Below are 18,840 nucleotides of genomic sequence, written 5' to 3'. Positions count from 1 at the left end.
AGTCGGTGCACCGGTGGGGTTCCCGCGCGAGCCCGCCCGTCGCGTCCACGCTCCCTGGCTCGGCTGCCAGACTCGGGGAACTGAGCGGGACGGACCCGCCGCCCGGGGACGACAGACCGACCACAGACCGACGGCAGGAGTGAGCGATGACCGGGACCGAGCGCGACAGCACCACCGACACCAGCACCGACACCAGCACCGACACCGATGAGGTGGGGGTGGAGCGGGACGCTGTCACCGACCGCGGCGAGGAGGCCGAGCAGGCCGGCTACCGCGGCAACGCCGTGTACAGCGGCGGCGAGTTCGCCGGCGGCCGGGTCCCCGCCGATCGACCGGACGGTGACCCGGCCGACCCGCCCGCCCGGCCGGATCGCACCGAGTGACCGGCCCGCAGGGCGGGCCGGCGACCGCCCGGACCATCGTCGGCGCCCTGACCAAGGACACCCGGCTGTGCATCTCGCTGGCCGGCCGGCCCAGCAACATCGGCACCCGGTTCCACAACCACCTGTACGACGAACTGGGCCTGGACTTCGTCTACAAGGCGTTCACCACCACGGACATCGCCGCCGCGGTGGCCGGCATCCGGGCGCTGGGCATCCGGGGCGCGGGCGTGTCCATGCCGTTCAAGCAGGCCTGCCTGGACCTCGTCGACCACGTCGACCCGTCGGCGGCCGGCATCGAGGCGGTCAACACCATCGTCAACGACGACGGGGTGCTGCGTGCCTTCAACACCGACTACCTGGCCGTCGCACAGCTGCTGCGCGAGCGGGGGCTCCGGGAACTGATCGGAGCGTTCGCCGGAGCGGCCGGTCCGGCCGTGGCGGTCGCCGGCAGCGGCGGCATGGCCACCGCGGTGGCGGCCGCGCTGCGGGACAGCGGGTTCGACCGGGTGCTGGTGGTGGCCCGCAACGAGGCGGCAGGGCGGGCGCTGGCCCGACGGTGCGGCGGCACCTGGGCGCCGGAACTCGGCGCGGCCCGGCCCGGGCTGCTGGTGAACGCCACCCCGGTGGGGATGGCGGGAGGTGTCGAGGCGGACGAGCTGCCGTTCCCGGCCGAGGCGGTCGACGCCGCCGCCGCGGTGTTCGACGTGGTCGCCGTGCCGTCGATGACGCCGTTCGTCCGGCGCGCGGCCGACCGCGGCGTGCCCGTGGTGACCGGGGCGGACGTGATCGCGGTGCAGGCGGCCGAGCAGTTCGTGCTCTACACCGGGGTGCGCCCGACGGCGGAACAGATCCGCCGGGCGTCCGAGTGGTCGCGCCGGTGAGCGTCCCGCCGCGCGCCGGAGGCACGACAGACCCCGACGCCTGGGAGCACCGCACCCTGCCGATCCTGGCCGCCGGGTCGGTCGAGGTCCCGTTCCTCATCCAGGGTCACCAGGAGCTGATCGAGCGGGACACCATCTGGGATGAGCACTCCCACCCGGTGCACGAGCTGCTCTGGAACGAGCGGGGCGCCTCGTCGGCCACGGTGGGCAGCCGGATCTGGACGATCACCCCGACCCTGGGTCTGTGGATGCCGGCCGGGACGCTGCACTCGGGGGCGATGACGGCCGGGACCTGGTTCCGCTCGGCCTTCTTCGCCATCCGCAGCACCACCACCATCGCCGACACCCCGGTGCCGGTCGAGATCACCCCGCTGCTCCGACTGCTGCTGGCCCGACTCGGTGAGCCCGGTCTGGCCGATCCGTCGCGTGCGGCCACCGAGACGCTGGTGCTGGACGTGCTGACCCCGTCCCGGCACGAGTTGTCGGTGCACCTGCCCACCGCCGCCCTGGTGCGACCCATCGTGGATGCGGTGCGCGCCGATCCCGGCGACGGGCGCGGGTTGGCCGACTGGGCCGGCGAGCTGCGGGTCAGCCCGCGCACGCTGACCCGGGCCTTCTGCGCGGAGACCGGCAGCGGGTTCGCCCGCTGGGTGGCCACCGTGCGCGCTCAGCACGCCGTCGCCCTGCTGGCCGGCGGATGGACGGTGGAGGACGTCGCCGAGCAGGTCGGCTACCGGTCGGCCAGCGCGTTCGGCGCGGCCTTCCGGCGCACGGTCGGCCTGACTCCGGGCGCCTTCCGGGCCGCCTGACCCGAGCCAGGTTCGAGGGGCGCGACCCTGAGACACCGCGCCGGGTGTCCGATCTGCGACATCTTGCGTCGGATCCGCGCGATTGCGTCGATCACCAAGGGTTGCCTACCTTGGCTGAGGCAAGCCTTACCTGAACGGCGGCTCGCCACGGCGTCCGGGTTCCGACGACGCCCCGGTCGGCAGGTGCACGCCCCTGCCAGGACGAGAGTGGAGTTCGATCGATGCGTTTCCATCGCACGCTCGCCGTGGCGCTGGCCACCGCCGGCGTCACCCTGGCCGCCTGCGGCGGATCGTCCGACAGCGGTTCGGCCGGCAGCTCGACCAACAGCAGCGCACCGAGCAGCGCCCCGTCGAACAGTGCCAGCAGTTCGTCCGCGAGCAGCAGCAGCACGAGCAGCAGCCAGTACCCGATCACCATCGAGCACGCGCTCGGCACCACGGTCATCGAGGCCGCGCCGGAGCGGGTGGCCACGGTGAACTGGGCCAACCACGAGGTGCCGCTCGCCCTCGGCGTGGTCCCCGTCGGCATGGCCGCCGCCACCTTCGGCGACGACGACACCGACGGGCTGCTGCCCTGGGTCAAGGAGAAGCTGGACGAGCTCGGGGCGCCGACGCCGGTGCTGTTCGACGAGACCGACGGCATCGACTTCGAGGCCGTGGCCGACACCGATCCGGACGTCATCCTGGCCGCCTACTCCGGCCTGACCCAGGAGGACTACGACACCCTGTCGGAGATCGCCCCGGTCGTGGCCTACCCGGAGGCGCCGTGGTCGACGCCGTGGCGCGAGATGATCGAGGTGAACAGCGCCGCGATCGGCAAGGCCGCCGAGGGCGAGGCGCTCATCGCCGACATCGAGCAGGACATCGACGAGACCGTCGCCGCCCATCCCGACATCGAGGGGAAGGCGACCATGTTCCTCACCCACGTGGACACCAGCGACCTGTCCGAGGTGAGCTTCTACACCAGCCACGACACCCGAGCCGGCTTCTTCACCGACCTGGGTCTGACCACCCCGCAGAGCGTCGTCGACGCCTCGGCTGGCGAGGTCAAGTTCTCCGGCACCATCAGCGCCGAGCAGGTCGACATGTTCGATGACGTCCAGATCATCGTCAGCTACGGCGACGACGAGCTGGTCACTGCACTCAAGGCCGACCCGCTGCTGTCCCGCATGCCGGCCGTGGCCAACGACGCGATCGTGCTGCTGCCGGGCACGAGCCCGATCGGCACCGCCGCCAACCCGACCCCGCTGGCCATCTCGTGGGTGCTCAAGGACTACGTGGACCTGATCGACGAGGCCGCGCAGAAGTCCACGTCGTGACCCAGCCGTCCCATCCGTCGCCCGGTTCCCCCCGGTGACGAGCACCGACACCCACCCGACCGCGGACGCCATCACCTGGCGTCCGCGGTCGCGGCGCGTCACCTGGCTGGTCGTCGTGCTGGTCGTGCTGGTCGCCCTGGCCGCCGCGTCCATCGCGGTGGGCTCGCGTGACGTGGCCTGGTCGGACATCGTCGCCGCCCTCGGGGGCACCACCGACAACCTCGGCCAGGCCGCGGTGACCAAGCGGGTGCCCCGCACCGTGCTGGCCGTCCTGGTCGGCGCGGCCCTGGGCATGGCCGGCGCGGTCATGCAGGGCGTCACCCGCAACCCGCTGGCCGACCCGGGCGTGCTCGGCATCAACATGGGCGCCTCGCTGGCCGTCGTCGTCGGGTTGGCCTGGTTCGGGCTCTCCTCGGCCTCCGCGACGGTGTGGGCGGCCATCGCGGGCGCCGCGGTCGCCGCGGTCTTCGTCTACGCGGTCGGCTCCCTCGGCCGCGGCGGCGCCACCCCGCTGAAGCTGGCGCTGGCCGGCGCGGCCACCAGCGCGGCGCTCACCTCACTGATCACCGCGGTGGTGCTGCCTCGCAACGACATCGCCGAGAACGTGCTGTCCTTCGAGATCGGCGGCGTCGGCGGCGCCACCTGGAGCGGCATCGGCACGGTGGTGCCGTTCCTGGCCGTCGGCCTGGTCCTGAGCCTGCTGTCCGCCCGCGGCCTGAACTCGCTGGCCCTGGGCGACGAGCTGGCCACCGGTCTGGGCGAGCGGGTGGCCATGGTCCGCGGGGTCGCCGCGCTCGGCTCGGTGCTGCTGTGCGGCGCGGCGACCTCGGTCGCCGGGCCGATCGCCTTCGTCGGGCTGGTCGTCCCCCACCTGTGCCGGCTGCTGGTCGGGGTCGACCACCGGTGGCTGCTGCCGTTCACCGCCCTGACCGGAGCCTGCCTGCTCACCGCGGCCGACGTGCTCGGTCGCATCCTGGTCCGGCCCAGCGAACTGGACGTCGGCATCCTCACCGCCCTCATCGGTGCGCCGTTCTTCATCGCCGTCGTCCGCCGGCAGAAGTTGCGTGAGCTGTGAGCGCCGATCTCGAGCGTCCCCGCCTGGTCGAGGTGCCCGCCGCCGCGGTCACGCAGGTCACCCGGGACCGCAAGCGCCGGGCCGTGCGACGCCGGGTCGTCATCGCCGTGCTGTCCGTGCTGGTGCTGGCCATGATCGCGGTCAGCCTCATGGTCGGGCAGACCTTCTACCCACCGGGCGACGTGCTGCGCGTGCTGCTCGGCCAGGACGTCCCCGGAGCCGCGTTCACCGTCGGCCGGCTGCGGATCCCGCGCACGGTGCTGGCCGTGGTGGTCGGGCTCAGCTTCGGCCTGGCCGGCGTGACCTTCCAGACCATGCTGCGCAACCCGCTGGCCAGCCCGGACGTGATCGGCATCAGCTCCGGGGCCGGCGCGGCCGCCGCGTTCGCGATCGTGGTGGTCGGCTGGAGCGGCACCCGGGTGTCGGCCTTCGCCATCGTGGTGTGCCTGGCCGTCGCGCTGGCCATCTACCTGCTCGCCTTCAAGGGTGGTGTGCTGGGCACCCGGCTGATCCTCATCGGCATCGGCGTCGAGGCCATGCTGCGCAGCGCCACCGCCTACGTGCTGTCGGTCGCGGCCGACTGGGACCTGCAGGAGGCCATGCGCTGGCTCACCGGCAGCCTGAACGGCGCGTCCTGGACGGCCACCCTGCCCGCCCTGGTCGCCCTGGTGGTGCTGGCCCCGATCCTGCTGGGCCAGACCCGGAACCTGTCGACGCTGCAGCTCGGCGACGACACCGCGGCCGCGCTCGGCGTCCGGCTGGAACGCACCCGACTCATCGCCATCCTGGCGGCCGTCGGGCTGATCGCCTTCGCCACGTCCGGCGCCGGGCCGATCGCCTTCGTCGCCTTCCTGGCCGGGCCGATCGCCGCGCGTCTGGTCGGACCGAACGGTTCCCTGCTCGTCCCCGCCGCGCTGGTCGGCGCACTGCTGGTGCTCGTCGGCGACTTCTGCGGCCAGTACGCCTTCGGCAACCGGATGCCGGTCGGTGTGGTCACCGGGGTGCTCGGCGCGCCCTCCCTCATCTACCTGATCATCCGGACCAACCGGGCGGGAGGCTCGTTGTGACCGCTGGTGACGTGCCCGACCACCGGCCGGGCGACGTCGGTGCCGCGCACCGGCTCAGCGCCGAACGGGTGACGCTCGGCTACGGTGACCGCACGGTCATCGACGGCATGGACCTGACCGTGCCGCCGGGGGCGATCACCGTCATCGTCGGCGCCAACGCGTGCGGGAAATCGACGCTGTTGCGGTCGATGTCGCGGCTGCTGACGCCGCGCGCCGGCCGTATCGTGCTGGACGGCAAGGACGTGCACCGGATGCCGGCCAAGGAGCTGGCCCGCACCCTCGGCCTGCTCCCCCAGTCGCCGATCGCCCCCGAGGGCATCACCGTCGCCGACCTGGTCGGCCGGGGGCGCAACCCCCACCAGGGCCTGTTCTCCCGGTGGACCCGGCAGGACGACGAGGCGGTGGCGGCCGCGCTGCAGGCCACCCACACCACCGACCTGGCCGATCGGTCGGTGGACGAGCTCTCCGGCGGGCAGCGGCAGCGGGTCTGGATCGCCATGGCCCTGGCCCAGCAGACCGACGTGCTGCTGCTCGACGAGCCGACCACCTTCCTCGACGTCAGCCACCAGGTCGAGGTGCTCGACCTGCTCACCGATCTCAACCACACCCGCGGCACCACCATCGTGGTGGTGCTGCACGACCTCAATCTGGCCGCCCGGTACGCCGACCACCTCATCGCTCTCACCGACGGCCGGCTGCACGCGGCCGGGCTCCCGGCCGAGGTGCTGACCGAGGAGATGGTGCGGGCGGTGTTCGGGGTGGACAGCCGGATCATCGTCGACCCGACCTCCGGCGCCCCGCTGATGCTGCCCATCGGCCGGCACCGCGTCACCGTGCCCACCCTGCCCGCCCCGCTCGGCCAGCTCTGATGGTCCCAGCCTTGATGATCACAGCCCGTGCTCCCTCGTCCCGCGCTCGCCCGACTCCTCCGGGCCCGATGGTCGGAGCCCGCGCTCCCTCGTCCCTCGCTCGCCCGACTCCTCCGGCCTCACCAGACAGGATCCGATGAGCACGCCCACCGAGACCCGCGACCGAGCCCGCCCCGAGCGGCCGGCCGACGCCACCGTGACCCGGCTCCGCGTCACCGGCACCGCCCGGCTCAGCCGCAGCTTCGTCCGCATCACCCTCCTGGGCGAGGACCCGGCCTGGGTCGCCGCCTTCACCCCCGCCGGCCTGGACCAGTGGTTCCGGCTGTTCTTCCACCCCACCGCCGCGCGGCCGCTGGTCCTGCCCGAGGGCACCGCCGAGGGCTGGTACTCCCGACTCGGCGCCATGCCCGACGACGTCCGGCCGATCGTGCGCAACTACACGATCCGGGCCGCCCGACGCGCGGCCACCGGATGGGAGCTGGACGTCGACTTCGTGGTGCACCCCTCTCCGGACGGCGCCGCCGAGGGACCGGCGGTCAGCTGGGCGCTGGCCGCGCGACCGGGCGACGAGGTCGGCTTCCTGGACCAGGGCGTGCTCTTCGCCCCGCCCGCTGCACCCCGGCCCTCCTCGATCACCATCGTCTCCGACGAGACCGGTCTGCCCGGGGTGGAGAGCATCACCCGGACCCTGCCGGCCGGCACCCCCGTCACTCTGGTGCTCGAGGTCCCACACGACGACGACCGCCGCGAGCTGCCGTCCGAGGACGAGCTGGACGTGCGCTGGGTGGTGCGCGGCGGGGCGGCCGATGCCCCTGGACAGGCGGCGCTGGCCGCCCTGGCCGACGTGCGGTGGGATCCGGCGGGATACGTGTACGCGGCCGGCGAGACCTCCTTCGTCCGGGACGTGCAGGCCGTGGCCGAGGCCGGCGGCGTGCCCAAGCGGGAGATCGACGCGTGCGCGTTCTGGCGACGCGAGGGCCGGCGCCGCACGACCGCCCGGCGCACCGCCCGCTGAACACCACCGGCTCGGCGGCACGCCCTGGCGCGGACCGGATCAGGACCGGTCCGGCCGACCCGTCGCTGAAGGTCGCCACCAGGGTCCGGGCCAGCGCGGCGGCGAGCTCGGTGAACCCGTCCGTGGCGACGGCGGTGAGCAGTCCGGCCCGGTCGGTGAAGTGGTACTTCGGGGCCGCGTGCGACAGGCCGGCCCGGCGCGCCATCGCGCGCAGGCTGATCGCCGCGGAGCCGTGGTCGGCGAGCTCGCGGTGGGCGGCGTCCAGCAGCGTCCGCCGGCCGTCCCGGCCCGTCGTTCCCTCGGTCACGACGCCCTGCTGCGGGACTGCGCGCCCGACGTGCACCACCGGTTCGGTGGGTCGCACGCGCTGGCGGCGAGCGTCATGACCGGGAGGCGTTGGGCCGGTGGTTCCTGCGGTGGGGCCGCATCGTCGAGATCGCCGCCAACGAGGACTCCCAGGTCGTCGCCGAGTCGAAGCCGGTGCTCGCCGCGGCCGGCATCCGGGACGCACTGGCTCTGCCGATCACCAGCTGACCCGGGCCGATCAGGCCCGGTCCCCCGCCGCCGGGGTGACCGCCCGTCGGACCAGCAACGGGAGCAGCACCGCTGCGACCAGCAGGGCCGCGACGGCGAGCCAGCCGATCCACCAGCCGGCTGCGGTGGCGGACCCCGGGTCGTCCCGCACCGCGGCCGGGATCCAGGTCCGCTGGGCCAGCACCACCGCCGCCGCCACCAGCGCACCGGCGGCGACCGCGGGACGGGTGGTCACCGCGGCCGCCACCAACGCGCCGACCCCGGCCAGCACCACCGCCCAGACGCCCCAGGCAGCCAGGTCGTACCCGGTCAGCAGGGTCGGTCCGCCGCCCGCCGCGGTCCGGTGCGTCGGCAGGCATCCGGCCACCACCACCCCGGCGCCGACCACGCCGGCCAGCACCCGCCGCAGCGGGTCGGCCGGCTCGCCGCCCATCCGGTCGCGGCGATCCCGGTCACCACCCGCCGTGGCGGCGATCGCGACGATCCCGGCCGCCAGCGCGACGACGAGCGAGAGCACGCCCGCCCACAGGCCCCACCCGGCCGACCAGGTGTGCAGGAACGACGACGGTACGGCGGCCAGCAGCGGGTCAGCGGTGTCCTCGGTGTTGGCCTGCCCGGCCCGTACCTGCGCGTACAACGCGAGCGCCCCGGCCAGCGCCAGCGCGGGCCCGGCCCAGAGCACGGCGGTGGCGACCCGCCCGGCCGCGCCCAGCGCCGCGACGATCGCGCGGCCGGTGCGGGACCCGAGCGTGGTCGGCAGCACCAGCGCCGCCGCGATGCCCACGGCCACCGCGGCGACCAGGAACGGCGCCCGGACCGGCGCGACGATCGCCGCGGCCGCCCCGGTCGGCGCCGCCCCGTCGAATTGCAGCACCGGGACCGCCCAGGCCAGCACGCCGAGCACCGCTGCCAGCAGCGCCAGTCCACCGGCCGTCAGCGACCGGCCGGTCCGGTCATCGGGCCGGTCAGCGAGCAGGTCGTCGGTCAGATCAACGGTCAGGTCGGCGGTGCCGTCCGCACGTCCGTCGGGTCCGGTGGCGGTCCGTGCCTCCCCGGCCGACGGCGCAGCCGCCGTTCCAGGCCGTCGGCTGAGCGCCGCGGCCAGGACCAGCAGCACCGCGCCGGTGAGCGTCCACCAGGCCCCGCTGGCCGGGTCCACCCCCCGCGTGAGGCCGGCCAGCAGTGCGGTCAGCCCGGGCACGGCCAGCACGCAGGCGACCCCGGCCAGGCCGGCCAGGGCCACCGGTCGCGGCACCGCGGCCGCCATCAGCACCGCCACGGCCACCACCAGCACCGCCGCCAGCGCGGCGAGCACGTCCCACAGGCCCGCCGCCGGCGGCAGCAGTCGCAACGCCAGGAATTCGCCGGTCACCGGGACCAGCAGCGCGCCGACCATGACGGCCACCGCGGCCAAGAACCCGACGAGCACCGTCGGCCCGTTCTGCCCGATCCGCAGACCCGGCCCGGCGTCCGCGAACGTGCCCAGCCCACCGGGCGCCGGCGCGGCGGTCTCCGCGGCCGCTCCGGGCGCCGGGTCCGAGACCGCGAAGTCCGGGCCGGCCGGCCCGGACGGGCTCGTCTCGGCCAGCAGCACGGCTCCGCGCCGGGTCCACCACCGGGCCGCCAGCCCGCCGGCGACGAGCAGCAGCACGTCGGCCAGCACGACCAACCAGGCGCCCGCGCCCGGCGTCAGCGGCCGGGCCCGATCGGTGGTCTCGATGATCAACTCGGGCCGCACCACCAGGTCCGGCGCGGTGAGCAGCGGCAGGTCCGACACCAGCCGGCTCACCCCCGCCAGGCCGGCGCCGGCCGCCGCGGCCAGCACCCCGACCGGGCGGCGGGCGGCCGTCAGCACCAGCACCAGCACCGCGGGCAGCAGCGCCGCCCACGCCGCCCCACCGGCCGGTGCGAGCGGGGAGCCGTCACCGGTCGAGACGGGGTCGAGCAGCGGCGCCACCCCGACCAGCACCCCGGCCCCCAGCACCAGCAGGGGCAGCGCGATCAGCAACCCGGGCACTGGGTCCTGCCCCTGGACCGACGGCGGTGAGGACGGTGACGCGGATCCGAGCACCGACCGACCGTAGCAACGTGAGGTCGGCCCGGACTGCGGCCGACGGGTCCGTCCGGCCGGCGGGTTGAGGGAGAATCGCCGGGTGATCTCGTTCCTGGCCACCGGCATCGGCGTGGCCGCGCTGCTGCTGGCGGCTTGGACCGGGGTGCAGGCCTACCGCCGCCGGCCGACCACCGAGGGCCAGATGATCGGCGCGATCGTCGTCGAGATCGCGCTGCTGGTGCAGGCGCTCATCGCGGTGTTCCGGGTGGCCGGCACCGGACTGCGGGAGCCGGTGACGTTCCTGGCCTACCTGTTCGGCGTGCTGCTGGTGCTGCCGCTCGGCTTCTACCTCGCCCGCGAGGAACGGTCCCGGTGGGGGTCGCTGAGCCTGTGCTTCACTGCGGTGGTGGTCGCGGTGATGGTGTTGCGTCTGGTCCAGCTCTGGGGCGACCGTGTCTGAGCCCGCTCCCGGACGTCCGGCCGACGCGGCCGCCCCCACGGCGGGTGTCCACGAGCACGATGGTCCGCCGGGCGGCCCGCGTCGGCTGCTCATCGCGCTGTACGCGGTGTTCGCCCTGGCCGCCACGGCGCGGGCCGTGGTGCAGATCGCGGTGCAGTTCGACGAGGCGCCGCTGGCGTACGCGCTCTCGCTGTTCTCCGGGCTGGTCTACATCGCCGCCACCGTCGGACTGGTCACCCACCGGCCCTGGTCGCGGCCGCTGGCCTGGGGCGCCTGTGCCATCGAGCTGGTCGGCGTCATCACCATCGGGATCGCCTCGATCGTCGATCCGCAGGCCTTCCCGCACGACACGGTGTGGTCCCGCTTCGGGTCCGGCTACGGCTACATCCCGTTGCTGCTGCCGGTGCTCGGCCTGCTCTGGCTGCGGTACAGCCGGCCGGGCGCCGAGCACGGCCGGTCCGACGACCGGTCCCCGGCCTGACCCGGTCGGACCCGGGCCCGCTCGGATCAGGCGCTCAGATCAGGCGCTCAGATGAGGAACGTCTGCCGCACCCAGATGAGCACGGCGATGAGCAACAGCACCAGCAGGCCCTTGTAGAGCACCCACTGCTCGAACCGGTGGTCCTGGCGCAGCAGCCGCCGGCTCGACTCGTCCGCCGCCGGCTCGGCAGCCCCGTCCTCGATCCCACCGGAGGATCCGACGCCCCACCCGGGCTGGTCGTGGCGGGGACCTGGGCCCTCGGGCCGGGACGGATCCGTCACGCCGGCCCCACCGCGCCGGTCTTCTCCGTCTTCTCCCACTTGATCGCCGCGCCCCGGGCCTCGGCCACGTACGCCGCGAAGGTGATGGCGCAGAGCAGCGGGCCGTAGCCGATGAGCACCAGCAGCACGGACTGCACCTTCGGCAGTCGACCTGCCTTCTCCAGCCGGTAGAGCCCCCAGGCGGCGACCATGCAGAGTGCGACCCACGCGTACGCGAACAGCGTCAGGGTGTCGGCCAGCCCGGCCGACCACGTCATCCCGAGCCGATCCAGGGCCCAGTCCCGCAGCTCCCGCGTCGGTCGTGGCGCCAGCGCGGCGACGATGATGACGATGTTGACCAGGCCGGGGAAGGTGAACGCCTGGAACCAGGTCCGGCGGGCCACCCAGCGGTCCAGCGACAGCGTGTAGATCGTGGTGAACAGCCAGCCGAAGGCGTTGGTGACCCACAGGATCTCGAACGCGATCTCGGCCTTCCCGAAGCTGATGAACCACAGGATGACCAGCGACGTGGACGAGATGATCATCAGCACCGGCAGCAGCAACGTGGTGAACCACTGCAGCCCGAACCACAACCCGCCGAGCCGGTGCACGTCGGACCGCCCGAAGAAGACGCCGCCGGTCACCCCGCCGAACCGCTTGGCGACCTGGATGTTGCCGCGCGACCAGCGCAGTCGCTGCTTCCACAGTCCGACGACCGAGCCGGGCTCCTCGGCCAGGCAGCGGGCGTTGCCGTCGAAGACGACGGCGCGCCCGGCGAGCTGGGTCTCGAAGGTGGTGACGGTGTCCTCGGCCAGGGTGGTGGTGTCGATGGCGCCGCCCAGCTCGAGCAGGTTGGCCCGGCTGTGCAGCTGGGCGCCGCCGGCCAGGCAGCCCTGGGCGCCGACCACGTTCTGCGCCCGCCGGCTGGCGGCCTGGGCCGCGGTGTACTCGTAGCCGATGTAGCGGTTCATCGTGTTCGGACGCTTGGACGCCTCCAGGATGAACGCGGTCACCGCCCCGACCCGCTCGTCGGCCAGGTGCCGGACCATGCGACGCACCGAGGTCGGCTCGAACACCACGTCGGCGTCGGTGATGAGCACCGCGTCCGCCCAGTCGTCCTCGAGCAGCAGCGTCAGTCCGTGGTTCAGGGTGTGCGCCTTGCCCTGACCGCCGTTCTCCCGCCGCAGGTTGAGCACCCGGCCCGGGTACTGAGACACCTTGCCGTCCAGCAGCTCCGGGGTGCCGTCGGTGCTGCCGTCGTCCACCACGGCCATCCGCAGCCGCTCGGGCGGGTAGTCCAGCGCCATCATCGCGTCGACGCTGTACCGCAGCACCGCGATCTCGTTCCAGGCCGGGACCAGCACCACCACCCGGGGCAGGAAGTCCGGATCGCAGTCCTGGTAGTGGTCGTGCCGGGGGGTGCGCAGCAGCAGCAGGAACTGGTACACGGTGCTGACCATCGGCACGGCACCCAGCAGCACCAGCCCGACCAGGATCCACTGCACCACCTCGAGGGCCACCGACGTGCCGGTCGCCGGCTCGACCAGGAACCCGAGCACGGAGCTCACCCGGCCCCCGGCGTCGACCGCTCGGTCGACGCCGAGGCCGGAACCTCGCGCAGCACCTGGTCGACCCAGTCCCGCCGGCCCACCTCGGCCACCGCGTGGGCGTCGCTGCCGGTGGTGAGCCGGACCCCGGCGGCCTGCAGCCGGCGCACCACCCGCACCGACGGGCACCGCCACTTCTCGTTCACCTCGACCGCGGCCCGGGCGTCCCGGCAGGAGGCGGCCAGGTGGTCGAGCAACTCGTCCGGAACCGCCGACTCGGCGAGCCCCAGCTTGGGCAGCAGGCTGAACAGGTGGCCGACCACGACCGGCAGCGGGGTCACTCGCACCGCGGCCGCGGTGGCCGTGACCAGCTGCTCGAGGACGTCCGTCGCCGCCCGTCGGCCCTGCGCCAGGTCCGCGGCGATGACCCGTGGGGACACCGGGCCGTCGGTGTCCGGGAACTGGTGGTCGGAGACGACCAGGTACTGCAGACCGTCGGGCAGTGCGGGCAGGTCGAGCCGGCCGCCGGTGTCCAGGATCTTGGTCTCCACCCCGCAGCGCAGCCGTAACCCGGCGGGATCGCGCTCGGCCAGCTCCCGGTCCAGTTCGTGTACCTGGGCCACGTACTCGGGCAACCAGTCGCTGCTGCTGCGGACGTGGTCCGAGCAGCCCAGGACCCGCAGGCCGGCCGCGGCCGCGGCGGCGACCATGGCGGGCAACGGGTCCGCGCCGTCCGTCCAGGACGAATGGGTGTGCAGGTCGACCAGACCGGGACGCAGGCCAGGGGCCGGCACCGCACCGGTCACCTCGACCGGGTCGGGGTTCGAGTCCGCGCGCACGACCGGCTCACCCACCGACGACGGTCGGCTCAGAGGGCGCTGCCGACGCTGCTGCTGCCGAACGGATCTCGCCGTACTGATCGACCGGGACGATCACGTCCTCCCAGTGCCGGACCACCGCGACCTCCCGGAACGGCAGGTGGTCGGGCAGCTCGCCGCCCAGCGCGGCCTGCACGGCCAGCACCGGCATGTCGACGCCGGATGCGATGGTCAGCGGCATGGTGCCGGGGAACCGCGGGTTGATCTCCAGCAGCTTGGGGGTGCCGTCCACCGCCCGGCGGACCTGCACGTTGACCACCCCGGTGGCGCCGACGGCGCGGGCCGCGTCGGTGCCGTACCGCACCAGCGCGTCGTCGGCCACGGTGCGGCCGGCGATGGCGATCCCGGAGTCGACCAGGTCGCGCCGCCGCGGCACGGCCGCGACCACGTGCCCGTCCGGCCGGGCCAGCACGTCGATCGAGTACTCCTCGCCGGGCAGCAGTTCCTGCACGATCCACTGGCCGTCCCGCGGGTAGGAGGCCAGCGCGCTGACGTCGGCCAGCACCGCCACCCCGCGCCCGCCGGCGCCGGCCCGCGGTTTGATCACGAAGGGCGCTGCCAGCGCGGCCACGTCGGCGTCCTCGGTCCCGCCGGTCCACAGCACGGTCCGCGGCACCGCGACGTGCTCGGCGCACCGGCGCATCAGCTCGAACTTGTCCAGGCAGACGGCCAGCGTCTCCGGCGACTCGAGCAGCAGCCGGATCCCGCGGGCGGTGAACTCATCGCGGGCCGTGGCGATCCGCGGGGACTCGACGTCCACCGTCGGCACCACCAGGTCGGCGCCGGACCGCTGCGCCGCGTCCAGCAGCGCCGGCACGAACGTCGGGTCGTCACCCCGGGGCAGCAGCCAGCGCTGGTCGGGCTCGACCAGGTAGAGCCCGACGGCCACCGGGTTGATGTCCGCGGCGGCCAGTCGGTAGTGGCCGCGCAGCGACCGCAGGATGGCGACCGCGGCGGCGCCGCCGGCCCCTGTCACCAGCACCCGGGGTGCGGCGGGCGGAGGCCCCTCGCTGTCCGGAGAGTTCCTGGTGTCCCGGACCGATCGGTCGCCGTTCGCCGACTGCTGGTCCATGGTCCCCCCCCCACGTCCGCCCGGTCCGTGACCGATTGAGCAGCTGGTCGCACTGCTCCCGACCACTCCCTGAGAACAAGGTACAGTCTGTGATCGCCCGGCTACTCCCGGTTTTGGGGGTCGTCGGCGGCAGAGCTCCGGAACTGGACTCGGTCGACGAATCGGTCATGCGTGGGGGCGTTGGTGGAACACCCGTTCGGACAGGCATCCGCTTCCGGTGGCCATCTCGACCGGAATCCCGACGAGATGGCGCCCATGCCGCGACCGCTGGCCGTCTCGGTCGGTCTGTCGGCCCCACGAGCGGCGGTCGCCGCGCTCACCGGCGCCGGCCTGGAGCTGGTGAGGGTGCCGGAGGCGGAGCTGACCCGCTTCCTGGACGGCAACCGCCGCGTGGTGGTCGCCCTCGTCTACTCGGGCCACCCGGAGTTGACCGCCAGCATCCGCCGCATCCGTCGCAGCAGCCCGCGCGGCCGGATCATCCTGCTCGCCGACGCCATGGTCGGCGCCGCCGAACTGCTCGACGCCATGCGGGCCGGCGTCAACGACGTGCTCGACCCGAACGACTCGTTCCTGCTGCAACGCCGGCTCGCCGAGCACGTCCACCAGGTGCTGGCCCGGCGCGACCGGGTGCTCGTGGTCGGCGCGCACCCCGACGACGTGGAGATCGGCGCGGCCGGCACCCTGCTCGAACACGCCCGCCGCGGCGACCAGTTGACCGTGCTGACCTTCAGCCGCGGTGCGGTGGGCGGCAACAGCACCGACCGGGTCGGCGAGTCCGTCGCCTCGGCCGGCCTGCTCGGCGCCCGGCTGCTGATGGGCGATTTCCCCGACACCCGGATCGACAACGGCGCCACCTCGATCCGCTTCGTCGAGGCCGCCGTGACCGAGGTCGATCCGACCGTCGTCTACGTGCACACCGCGCACGACGGGCACCAGGACCACCGGGCCGTACACATCGCCACGGTGTCGGCGACCCGGCGGGTGCCGCGGCTGTACTGCTACCACTCACCGTCGACGAACAACGATTTCCGGCCGACCAAGTTCGTGGCCATCGACGACACCCTCAGCGAGAAGCTGAAGGTGCTGGAGCAGTTCGCCTCCCAGGCCGAGCGCACCTACCTGGAGCCGGAGCTGGTGGTTGCCCAGTCCCGGTTCTGGGCGCGCACCCTGGCCCCCCGGGCCAAGTACGCGGAGCCGTTCGAGGTGATGCGGGAGCTGAGTGACCCGTTCCCGGCCACCCGGGTGCAGGAGCCCGACACCCCGCCGGCCGGCGTCTCGGTCCTGCGCATCCCGACCTGAGCCAGCCGCCGGACGGCGGCCGCGCTGCTCTGCGCATCCCGACCTGAGCCAGCCGCCGGACGGCGGCCGCGCTGCTCTGCGCATCCCGACCTGAGCCAGCCGCCGGACGGCGGCCGCGCTGCGGGTCGGTCAGAGCTTCACCATCGGCACGCCGCCGATGAGCATCAGCCGGACCGTGCCGGCCGCGCCGAAGTCGATGGTGGCGGTGGCCATCCGGCCCGCCCCGGTCACCTCCTGGACGGTGCCCAGGCCGTACTTGTCGTGCGAGACCCGGTCTCCCTTGGCCAGTTCCAGCGCCGGCCGGGACGGCGCCGTCGGCCCACGTCGGCCCGCCCGGGACGGCACGTCCGCACCGAACCGGCTGGCGGTGACCGGGGCGGAGAACCCGCGGCCCGACTCGCCGAAGCCCGCCCAGCCGCTCGTGCCCGACCGGCCGCCGCGCGACCGGCCGGAGTCCACCTCGGCGGCCGACCGACGCCAGTCGACGAGGTCTTCCGGGACGTCGTCCAGGAATCGCGACGCCGGGTTGGCGCCGGGCTGGCCCCAGGCCGACCGGATCGCCGCCCGGGTCAGGTACAGCCGCTGCCGCGCCCGGGTGATTCCCACGTAGGCCAGCCGACGCTCCTCGGCCAGCTGTTGCTCGTCCCCGAGGGACCGGACGTGGGGGAAGATGCCGTCCTCCATGCCGGTCAGGAAGACCACCGGGAACTCCAGACCCTTGGCCGTGTGCAGGGTCATCAGCGTGACCACGCCGTCCTCGGAGTCCGGCACCGAGTCGGCGTCCGCCACCAGGGACAGCTGCTCGAGCACCGCGGCCAGCAGCTGCGGGCCGGTGGGCCCGCCGGCCGCCCCGCCCGCCGGCGGCAGCGCGCCACCCCCGTCCGCACCGCCGTCCAGATCGGCGTCCGGGTCGGTGCCGACCGGGTCGGTCGCCACCGCGTCCTGTAGCGCCGCGGCCGCCGTGGCGTCCGGCAGGTCGACGTCCTCGGCGAGCTGGGCGTTGGCGAAGAGCTCGCCGGCCAGCAGGTTCTCGGTGTGCTCGCGCAGCACCGTGACCAGCTGTTCCAGGTTCTCCAGCCGGGACGCGTCCTGCGGGTCCTCGGAGGAGGCCAGCTCGGCCCGGTACCCGCTGCTCTCCAGCAGCGACACCAGCAGGTCGGCCGGCTCGGTGCCGACCTCCAGCTCCTCGCGCGCGGTCTCCAGCACCCCGACGAACCCGGCGATGGCCTTGGCCGAGCGGGCGGCCAGACCGGGCACCTCGGACTGCTCCTGCGCGGCGGCGGCCAGCGCGTCGCCGAAGCTGATCCGTTCCCGCTCGGCGAAGACCGCCACCGTCGCCTCGGCCCGATCGCCGATGCCGCGGCGCGGAGTGTTCAGCACGCGCCGGATGCTGACCTCGTCGTCGGGGTTGGCCACGGCGCGCAGGTAGGCGATCGCGTCCTTGACCTCCTTGCGCTCGTAGAAGCGGACGCCGCCGACGATCCGGTACGGCATGCCGCTGCGGACGAACACGTCCTCCAGCGCTCGGGAGGCGGCGTTGGTCCGGTAGAAGACGGCGACGTCGCCGTACCGGTGGGTGCCGCCGTCGACCAGCTCGTCGATCTCCCGCTGCACGAACCGGGCCTCGTCGTGCTCGTTGTCTCCGACGTAGCCGACGACCTTGGTGCCGGCCCCGGCGTCGGTCCACAGGTTCTTCGCCCGGCGATCCCGGTTGCGGGAGATGACCGCGTTGGCCGCGGACAGGATCGTCTGGGTGGACCGGTAGTTCTGCTCCAGCAGCACCGTGCGCGCGTCGGGGTAGTCCCGCTCGAACTCGACGATGTTGCGGATGGTGGCGCCGCGGAACGCATAGATGGACTGGTCGGCGTCGCCCACCACCACCAGCTCGGCCGGCGGCAGCCCACCGCCGTGATCATCTGCGGGCTCGGCGCCGGGACCGCTGGTCGGCCCGACCAGCTCGCGGACCAGCACGTACTGCGCGTGGTTGGTGTCCTGGTACTCGTCGACCAGCACGTGCCGGAACCGGCGCCGGTAGTTCTCGGCCACGTCGGGCAGCCGCTGCAGCAGCCGGACGGTCTGCATGATCAGGTCGTCGAAGTCGAACGCGGAGGCCTGCCGCAGCCGCGCCTGGTACCCGGCGTAGACGGAGGCGACCACCTTCTCCAGGTCGGACTCCTGCCGCTGCGCGGCCTCGTGCTCATCGATGAGCTCGTTCTTGAGGTTGGACACGGCCGCCGCGATCAGCCGCGGGCTGTAGCGCTTGAGGTCGATGTCCAGACCGCCGGCCACCATCTGGATCAGCCGGTGCGAGTCGGCGGCGTCGTAGATGGTGAAACTCGATCTCATGTCCAGGTCCCGCGCCTGGGCGCGCAGGATCCGCACGCACATCGAGTGGAACGTCGAGACCCACATGAAGCGCGCCCGGTTGCCGACGAGATCGGCCACGCGTTCCTTCATCTCGGCCGCGGCCTTGTTGGTGAAGGTGATGGCCAGGATCTCCCCCGGCTCGGCCGAGCCCGAGGCCAGCAGGTGGGCGATGCGCCGGGTGAGCACCCGCGTCTTGCCGGATCCGGCGCCGGCCACCACCAGCATCGGGGAGCCGCGGTGCTCGACGGCCGCCCGCTGCGACGGATTGAGACCCTCGAGCAGTTCGGCGGCGCGGTCGCGTCGCCGGCGCGGCTGCTCGTCCGCCGCGGCCGGCCCGCGCCCCCCGGTCCCCGCGGGCGACGGACCTGCGATGGGCCGACGAGCCGAGGCGGGCGTCGGGTCGCCGAACAGGGTGTGCTGGGCGCCGGCCAGGCCGGTGGCCTGGTCAGCGGGCATGGCGGGACCCGGTCC

The 18,840-nt window shown here is 73.9% G+C and carries 18 protein-coding genes and 1 pseudogene; 12 read left to right on the top strand and 7 right to left on the bottom strand.

The features are described 5' to 3' along the window. The first annotated feature begins 146 nt into the window (after positions 1-146). From JL106_RS10140 to JL106_RS10105, 8 genes are all read left to right on the top strand, one after another. Positions 147-383: a hypothetical protein gene (locus JL106_RS10140; protein WP_205260589.1), complete on the top strand. Its 237-nt coding sequence runs from the start codon at positions 147-149 to the stop codon at positions 381-383. Further along, positions 380-1,264 carry a shikimate 5-dehydrogenase gene (locus JL106_RS10135; protein ID WP_328841976.1) on the top strand — a complete coding sequence of 295 codons (885 nt, stop codon included), beginning with the start codon at positions 380-382 and terminating at the stop codon, positions 1,262-1,264. Before JL106_RS10140 ends, JL106_RS10135 begins: the two co-directional genes overlap by 4 nt. Continuing rightward, positions 1,261-2,073, top strand: a complete 813-nt coding sequence (locus JL106_RS10130; RefSeq protein WP_205260588.1) for a helix-turn-helix transcriptional regulator — start codon at positions 1,261-1,263, stop codon at positions 2,071-2,073. Before JL106_RS10135 ends, JL106_RS10130 begins: the two co-directional genes overlap by 4 nt. A gap of 221 nt (positions 2,074-2,294) precedes the next feature. Beyond that, on the top strand, positions 2,295-3,392 hold the full coding sequence (locus JL106_RS10125; RefSeq protein WP_205260587.1) for an iron-siderophore ABC transporter substrate-binding protein: 1,098 nt from the start codon (positions 2,295-2,297) through the stop codon (positions 3,390-3,392). Positions 3,393-3,426: 34 nt separating this feature from the next. Next, complete coding sequence (locus tag JL106_RS10120; protein WP_205260586.1) at positions 3,427-4,467, top strand: FecCD family ABC transporter permease; 1,041 nt, start codon at positions 3,427-3,429, stop codon at positions 4,465-4,467. Continuing rightward, positions 4,464-5,534, top strand: coding sequence for a FecCD family ABC transporter permease (locus tag JL106_RS10115; RefSeq protein WP_205260585.1), 1,071 nt, complete (start codon positions 4,464-4,466; stop codon positions 5,532-5,534). Before JL106_RS10120 ends, JL106_RS10115 begins: the two co-directional genes overlap by 4 nt. Beyond that, positions 5,531-6,403 carry an ABC transporter ATP-binding protein gene (locus JL106_RS10110; protein WP_328841973.1) on the top strand — a complete coding sequence of 291 codons (873 nt, stop codon included), beginning with the start codon at positions 5,531-5,533 and terminating at the stop codon, positions 6,401-6,403. Before JL106_RS10115 ends, JL106_RS10110 begins: the two co-directional genes overlap by 4 nt. A 136-nt stretch (positions 6,404-6,539) precedes the next feature. Then, the gene (locus JL106_RS10105; RefSeq protein ID WP_205260584.1) at positions 6,540-7,418 is read left to right on the top strand and encodes a siderophore-interacting protein; all 879 of its coding nucleotides are present in this window, start codon (positions 6,540-6,542) and stop codon (positions 7,416-7,418) included. 139 nt (positions 7,419-7,557) lie between these two features. Here JL106_RS10105 and JL106_RS22020 read toward each other — a convergent pair. After that, a pseudogene (locus JL106_RS22020) lies at positions 7,558-7,725 on the bottom strand (TetR family transcriptional regulator); the annotation flags it as partial. Between the two features lie 89 nt (positions 7,726-7,814). Here JL106_RS22020 and JL106_RS10095 point away from each other — a divergent pair. Then, positions 7,815-7,952, top strand: a complete 138-nt coding sequence (locus JL106_RS10095) for a hypothetical protein (protein WP_205260583.1) — start codon at positions 7,815-7,817, stop codon at positions 7,950-7,952. 10 nt (positions 7,953-7,962) lie between these two features. Here JL106_RS10095 and JL106_RS10090 read toward each other — a convergent pair whose 3' ends face one another. After that, entirely contained in the window at positions 7,963-9,969 is a 2,007-nt protein-coding gene (locus JL106_RS10090; RefSeq protein WP_205260582.1) for a hypothetical protein, read from the bottom strand. Between the two features lie 136 nt (positions 9,970-10,105). Between JL106_RS10090 and JL106_RS10085 the strand changes: the two genes are divergently transcribed. Both JL106_RS10085 and JL106_RS10080 read left to right on the top strand, forming a co-directional pair. Further along, positions 10,106-10,465: a hypothetical protein gene (locus JL106_RS10085; RefSeq protein ID WP_205260581.1), complete on the top strand. Its 360-nt coding sequence runs from the start codon at positions 10,106-10,108 to the stop codon at positions 10,463-10,465. Further along, complete coding sequence (locus tag JL106_RS10080; RefSeq protein ID WP_236007363.1) at positions 10,458-10,946, top strand: hypothetical protein; 489 nt, start codon at positions 10,458-10,460, stop codon at positions 10,944-10,946. Before JL106_RS10085 ends, JL106_RS10080 begins: the two co-directional genes overlap by 8 nt. A 47-nt stretch (positions 10,947-10,993) precedes the next feature. Here JL106_RS10080 and JL106_RS10075 read toward each other — a convergent pair whose 3' ends face one another. The 4 genes from JL106_RS10075 to JL106_RS10060 are packed head-to-tail and all read right to left on the bottom strand — an operon-like array spanning position 10,994 to position 14,613. Next, positions 10,994-11,227, bottom strand: coding sequence for a hypothetical protein (locus JL106_RS10075; protein ID WP_205260580.1), 234 nt, complete (start codon positions 11,225-11,227; stop codon positions 10,994-10,996). Then, a complete protein-coding gene (locus tag JL106_RS10070; protein ID WP_205260579.1) occupies positions 11,224-12,774 on the bottom strand; it encodes a glycosyltransferase in 1,551 nt (516 codons plus the stop codon). The genes JL106_RS10075 and JL106_RS10070 overlap by 4 nt, the downstream gene beginning before the upstream one ends. Continuing rightward, the gene (locus tag JL106_RS10065; RefSeq protein ID WP_205260578.1) at positions 12,771-13,592 is read right to left on the bottom strand and encodes a PHP domain-containing protein; all 822 of its coding nucleotides are present in this window, start codon (positions 13,590-13,592) and stop codon (positions 12,771-12,773) included. Before JL106_RS10065 ends, JL106_RS10070 begins: the two co-directional genes overlap by 4 nt. 7 nt (positions 13,593-13,599) lie before the next feature. After that, positions 13,600-14,613, bottom strand: a complete 1,014-nt coding sequence (locus JL106_RS10060; protein WP_205260577.1) for an ATP-grasp domain-containing protein — start codon at positions 14,611-14,613, stop codon at positions 13,600-13,602. Positions 14,614-14,958: 345 nt separating this feature from the next. Here JL106_RS10060 and JL106_RS10055 point away from each other — a divergent pair, with 345 nt between their 5' ends. Further along, positions 14,959-16,002, top strand: a complete 1,044-nt coding sequence (locus JL106_RS10055) for a PIG-L deacetylase family protein (RefSeq protein ID WP_205260576.1) — start codon at positions 14,959-14,961, stop codon at positions 16,000-16,002. Positions 16,003-16,131: 129 nt separating this feature from the next. Here JL106_RS10055 and JL106_RS10050 read toward each other — a convergent pair whose 3' ends face one another. Next, positions 16,132-18,825 carry a UvrD-helicase domain-containing protein gene (locus JL106_RS10050; RefSeq protein ID WP_205260575.1) on the bottom strand — a complete coding sequence of 898 codons (2,694 nt, stop codon included), beginning with the start codon at positions 18,823-18,825 and terminating at the stop codon, positions 16,132-16,134. Between the last annotated feature and the right edge of the window lie 15 nt (positions 18,826-18,840).

This window comes from Nakamurella leprariae (genome assembly GCF_016918035.1).
Lineage (GTDB): Bacteria > Actinomycetota > Actinomycetes > Mycobacteriales > Nakamurellaceae > Nakamurella > Nakamurella leprariae.
Note: the sequence above shows the minus strand (reverse complement) of the source record. Positions and strands in the feature narration are given on the sequence as shown.

What these genes read in the sequence shown, in the direction of transcription:
- JL106_RS10140 (WP_205260589.1), top strand. Translation starts at nt 147, where the DNA reads ATGACCGGGACCGAGCGCGACAGCACCACCGACACCAGCACCGACACC.
- JL106_RS10125 (WP_205260587.1), top strand. Translation starts at nt 2,295, where the DNA reads ATGCGTTTCCATCGCACGCTCGCCGTGGCGCTGGCCACCGCCGGCGTC.
- JL106_RS10105 (WP_205260584.1), top strand. Translation starts at nt 6,540, where the DNA reads ATGAGCACGCCCACCGAGACCCGCGACCGAGCCCGCCCCGAGCGGCCG.
- JL106_RS10055 (WP_205260576.1), top strand. Translation starts at nt 14,959, where the DNA reads ATGCCGCGACCGCTGGCCGTCTCGGTCGGTCTGTCGGCCCCACGAGCG.
- JL106_RS10050 (WP_205260575.1), bottom strand. Translation starts at nt 18,825, where the DNA reads ATGCCCGCTGACCAGGCCACCGGCCTGGCCGGCGCCCAGCACACCCTG.